Annotated in this window: 5 protein-coding genes; 1 reads left to right on the top strand and 4 read right to left on the bottom strand. The window is 72.3% G+C overall.

Annotated elements, in window-relative coordinates:
• The 4 genes from E1285_RS43340 to E1285_RS43355 form a co-directional block, all read right to left on the bottom strand.
• A partial coding sequence (locus tag E1285_RS43340) for a phosphopantetheine-binding protein (protein ID WP_243723462.1) occupies positions 1 to 280 on the bottom strand: 280 nt, incomplete at its 3' end.
• A gap of 35 nt (positions 281 to 315) precedes the next feature.
• Positions 316 to 1,119 carry an ABC transporter ATP-binding protein gene (locus E1285_RS43345; protein WP_132160733.1) on the bottom strand — a complete coding sequence of 268 codons (804 nt, stop codon included), beginning with the start codon at positions 1,117 to 1,119 and terminating at the stop codon, positions 316 to 318.
• Positions 1,116 to 2,147 carry an iron chelate uptake ABC transporter family permease subunit gene (locus E1285_RS43350; protein WP_132160734.1) on the bottom strand — a complete coding sequence of 344 codons (1,032 nt, stop codon included), beginning with the start codon at positions 2,145 to 2,147 and terminating at the stop codon, positions 1,116 to 1,118. The genes E1285_RS43345 and E1285_RS43350 overlap by 4 nt, the downstream gene beginning before the upstream one ends.
• 8 nt (positions 2,148 to 2,155) lie before the next feature.
• Entirely contained in the window at positions 2,156 to 3,226 is a 1,071-nt protein-coding gene (locus E1285_RS43355; RefSeq protein WP_243723463.1) for an iron chelate uptake ABC transporter family permease subunit, read from the bottom strand.
• A 641-nt stretch (positions 3,227 to 3,867) separates the two neighbouring features.
• Between E1285_RS43355 and E1285_RS43365 the strand changes: the two genes are divergently transcribed.
• On the top strand, positions 3,868 to 4,540 hold a 673-nt coding region (locus tag E1285_RS43365), incomplete at its 3' end, for a serine/threonine-protein kinase (protein WP_243723464.1).

Here is a 4,540-nt window from a genome sequence, read left to right on the forward strand (position 1 = left end):
GGGCGAGATCGGCGGCGGGGGCGGGGGTGCCAGGGCCCGCCGCCTCTTCGACCTGGCCCTTCTCCGCGAGCAGGTCCCACCAGCCGGAGAGCGTGGGGCGTTCGGCCAGCTCGGCGAAGCGGATCTCGACGCCGCGGCGGCGCAGCAGGCCGGTCAGCCGCATGAGCCGGATCGAGTCCATCCCGAGTTCGATGAGGTTGTCGCCGGCCTCCGCGTGCTCGCCCAGCACCTCGGCAAGTGCGGTGTGCAGCTCTTCCCAGGTCAGCCCTGAATCGGACACGCCACTCCCCTCAAATTAGGTAAGGCTAACCTAATTCAGGGGTTTTTACCCGTCAACGCCCGCCGCCGATCGGCCGGGACGATCAGCGGCATCGCGGTCTCCGGGTCCGGGATGACGCGGCACGGCAGGCCGAACACGCGCTCCACGAGATCGGCGGTGACGATCTCCGCGGGCGGGCCCTCCGCGAGGACCTCACCGTCCCGCATCGCGATCAGATGCGTGGCGTACCGGCAGGCGTGGTTCAGGTCGTGCAGGACCGCGACGAGCGTGCGCCCCTCCTCGTGGAGGCGCGCGCACAGGTCGAGCACCTCGATCTGGTGCGCGATGTCCAGGAACGTCGTCGGCTCGTCCAGCAGCATGATCCCGGTCTGCTGCGCCAGGACGAGCGCGAGCCACACCCGCTGGCGCTGCCCGCCGGACAGCTCGTCCACAACGCGGTCCGCGAGGTCGGTGACGCCGACGGCGGCCATCGCGTCCCCGACCGCGGCCTCGTCCTCGCGCGACCACTGCCGCAGCAGGCCCTGGTACGGGTACCGGCCGCGGGCGACGAGGTCCCCGGCCGTGATGCCGTCCGGGGCGAGCGGCGACTGGGGCAGCAGCCCGAGCCGCCGCGCGAGGCGCTTCGCGGGCAGGTCGCCCATCGGGTCGCCGTCCAGGAAGACCGTCCCTTCGCGGGGACGCAGGAGGCGGGCGAGAGCCCGCAGCAGCGTCGACTTCCCGCAGGCGTTGGGCCCGACGATGACGGTGAACGACTCGTCCGGGATGCTCACCCCGAGGCGTTCGGCGACTATGCGCTTCTCGTACGCCAGCGTGAGACCGTCCGCGCGCAACCTCGTCATGTCGTCCCCTTCCGGGCGGTGGTCGACAGCAGCCAGGCCAGGTAGGCGCCGCCGAGGACGCCGGTGACGACGCCCACCGGCATCGCGACCGGCAGGTGGAGCGAGATGAGGTCGGACGCGGACAGCAGCGCGGCGCCGGTCAGCGCGGCCGGGAGCAGCTGCGCGCCGGGACGCCGCGTCAGCCGCCGGGCGAGCTGCGGCGCGGCCAGGGCGACGAACGGGACGGGCCCGCACGCCGCGGTCGCCGCCGCGACGAGGCCGACGCCGGCGATCGTGAGCAGCACCCGGGTCCGCTGGACGGCCACGCCGAGCGCCTGCGCAGCGTCGTCGCCCAGCTCCCCCATGCCGAGCGGGCGGGCGAGCAGCAGCGCCGCCGGGACGAGCACGGCCAGCGCGATGCCGAGCGGGACGGCCTGGTCCCAGTCCCGCCCGTTCAGGCTGCCGGTCAGCCAGAACGCCGCCTCGTACGCCTCGCGCAGCTCGGCGCGGGTGATCAGGTAGGAGTTCAGCGCCTGCAGCATCGCCGCCGCCGCGACGCCGATCAGCACCAGCCGGACACCGTGGACGCCGCCGCCCCGCCGGTAGGCGACCGCGTAGACCCCCAGCGCGGTCAGCACCGCGCCCGCCACCGAGCTGACCGTGATCGCGACCGCGCCCCCGCCGAACACGAGGATCTGCAGCAGCGCGCCCGTCGCCGACCCCTGCGTGAAACCGATGATGTCGGGGCTGCCCAGCGGATTGCGGGAGATGCTCTGGAAGATCGCGCCGCTGAGCCCGAGGGCCAGCCCGGCGAGCAGGCCGGTGACGGCGCGCGGCAGCCGCAGGGTCGTGACGATGAACTCGGTGGCGCGGTCGCCCTGCCCGATGAGGGCGCTCACCACCTCCGGCGGCGAGATCGGGAACTCCCCGGAGCCGACGACGAGGATCGCGGCGCCGACCGCGACCGTCGCCAGCACGGCGCACACCGCCGCCGCCCGCGGCTCCCACCGCACCGAGACCGCGCCCGCCCGCAGGACCTTCGTCCTCATGACGCCTTTCACAGGTCGCGCATCCTCCCCCGCCGGACCATCAGCGCGAACAGCGGGGCGCCGAGGAACGCGGTGACGATCCCGGTCTCCAGCTCGCCGGGCGTGATGACGCGGCCGATGATGTCGGCGCCGAGCAGCAGGACGGGCGCGAGCAGCAGCGAGTACGGCAGGACGAGCCGCTGGTCGGGCCCGACCATGGTCCGGACGATGAACGGGACGGCCAGCCCGAGGAACACGATCGGACCGGCCGCGGCCGTCGCGGCGCCGCACAGGATCACGATCGCCAGGGCCCCGAACGCGCGGGTCCGCCCGGGACTCGACCCCAGAGCGCGTCCCGCGTCGTCGCCCATGCCGAGCGCGTTCAGCGGGCGGGCGAGCAGCAGCGCCAGCGCGATCCCGGCGACGATGAACGGCAGGAGCTGGACGAAGACCGACAGCTCCCGGCCGCCGAGGGAGCCGACCTGCCAGAACCGGAAGCTGTTGAAGTTCTGCGGGGTGAGCAGCATCAGGCCGGCGGTCAGCGCGACGAACACGGCGTTGACCGCGGCCCCCGCGAGCACGAGCCGCGCGGGCGACGCCCCGCCCCTCCCCCGCGCGCCGATCATGTAGACCAGCGCGGCGGCGCCCGCCGCCCCGGCGAACGCCGCCCAGACGTAGACGAGCGCGTCGTCCACCCGGAACGCGCCGATGACGACGACGACCGCGAGCGCGGCGCCGCCGTTCACGCCGAGCAGGCCCGGCTCGGCGAGCGGGTTGCGGGTGAGCGCCTGCATGACCGCGCCCGCCAGCCCGAGCGCCGTCCCGACCGCGATCCCGAGCAGCGTGCGGGGCAGCCGCAGCTCGTGCACGATCAGCTCGGGCCGGGACTCGTCGTCCGGGGAGAACACGCCGGGCAGCACCCGGCCGAGCGGGACGTCCCCGGCGCCGATCGCGAGGCTGGCCATGACCGTCAGCAGCAGCGCGGCCACGAGGAACGGCAGCCACCACCGGTGGGGACGGCGACGGGGGTGCCCGGAACCGCGCGGCCCGTCCGTCTGCGCCGGGGCTTTGAGCGGCAGTTTCCGCACGGGGGAAAGCACAATATGAGGCTAGCCTAAGCTAACTGCCGGTTGAAGAGCGTCCACCCGGCCACCCGGCCACCCCGGGGAAGCGTCTACCCGGGGAGGCCGAGGTTGCCGCGCAGGGTGGCGGACTCGCACTCGGTGCGAAACAGGCCGCGCCGGCGCAGCACCGGGACCGTCTCGTCGACGATCAGCTCCAGTCCTCCGCGGAAGAAGTTCTCGGCCAGCGCCAGGATGACCGTCCGGAAGCCCGGGCTGGGCCCCGGGGGGCTCCTCCCGCCCGAGTGACCAGGGCAGGTGCGCGTCCATGTCGAGCGCTTCCGCGGGCACGCCGAGCGTGGTGGCGAGGCCGGCCAGTTCGTCCTGAAGCCCGGCCGTCCTGCGGGAGACGGGACAGTCACCCAGCCCGAGCCACGACGCTCTACGCCGAAGGCGGGTCCATCAGCTACGCCGTTAGCGTCTGGCCAGCTAACAGCACCTGTTGTCCACAGAAAACCACTCTGTCACCCAAATCCCACCCTGAGCGCGAACCTCAGCGCTACGCTCTGTGCGACTACCCGGCCGACCTTCGGGAGCCGCGCATGACAGACCCCTTGCACAGCAGTGACCCCCGCAGTCTCGGCCGCTACCGCATCACCGCCCGTCTCGGCCAAGGTGGGATGGGCACCCTCTACCTCGCCGAAGCCGAACACGGAAAGCAGGTCGCCATCAAGGTCATCAATCCCGACCTTGCCAACGACCCGCATTTCGGCGCCAGGTTACGCGGTGAAGTCGCCGCAGCCCGCAAAGTCCGCCCGTTCTGCACAGCACCCGTTCTCGACGCCGCACTCGACGGCCACCCGCTATACGTGGTCACTGAATTCATCGTCGGCCCGACACTCAAAGAAGCCATAACCGACACCGGGCCCCTCCACGGTTCAGATCTCACCGCACTGGCCGTTGGCGTCGCCAGCGCCCTAGCCGCCATTCACGATGCGGGCATTGTCCACCGGGACCTCAAACCGTCGAACGTCATCCTTTCCGGCGTCGGCCCGCGGGTCATTGACTTTGGCATCGCCAAGGCACCCGTCCGTGACAATCCCACACGCGCGGGCCAATACTTCGGCACCCCCGCCTACCAGGCCCCCGAACACATCCATGGCGGCCCGATCACTCCGGCAGCCGACGTATTCTCATGGGCCTGCGTCGTAGCATTCGCCGCAACGGGCAGCGACCCCTTTTCCGGCGCCATCCACGACAAGGCACGCCTGGACAGCCTCGATTACGACCTTCGCCACCTCGTGACCCGAGCCCTCAGCAACGACCCGGCAGCACGCCCCACCGTCGCCGAGC

Origin of the sequence: Actinomadura sp. 7K507, assembly GCF_004348425.1 — a bacterium.
Taxonomy (GTDB): Bacteria; Actinomycetota; Actinomycetes; order Streptosporangiales; family Streptosporangiaceae; genus Spirillospora.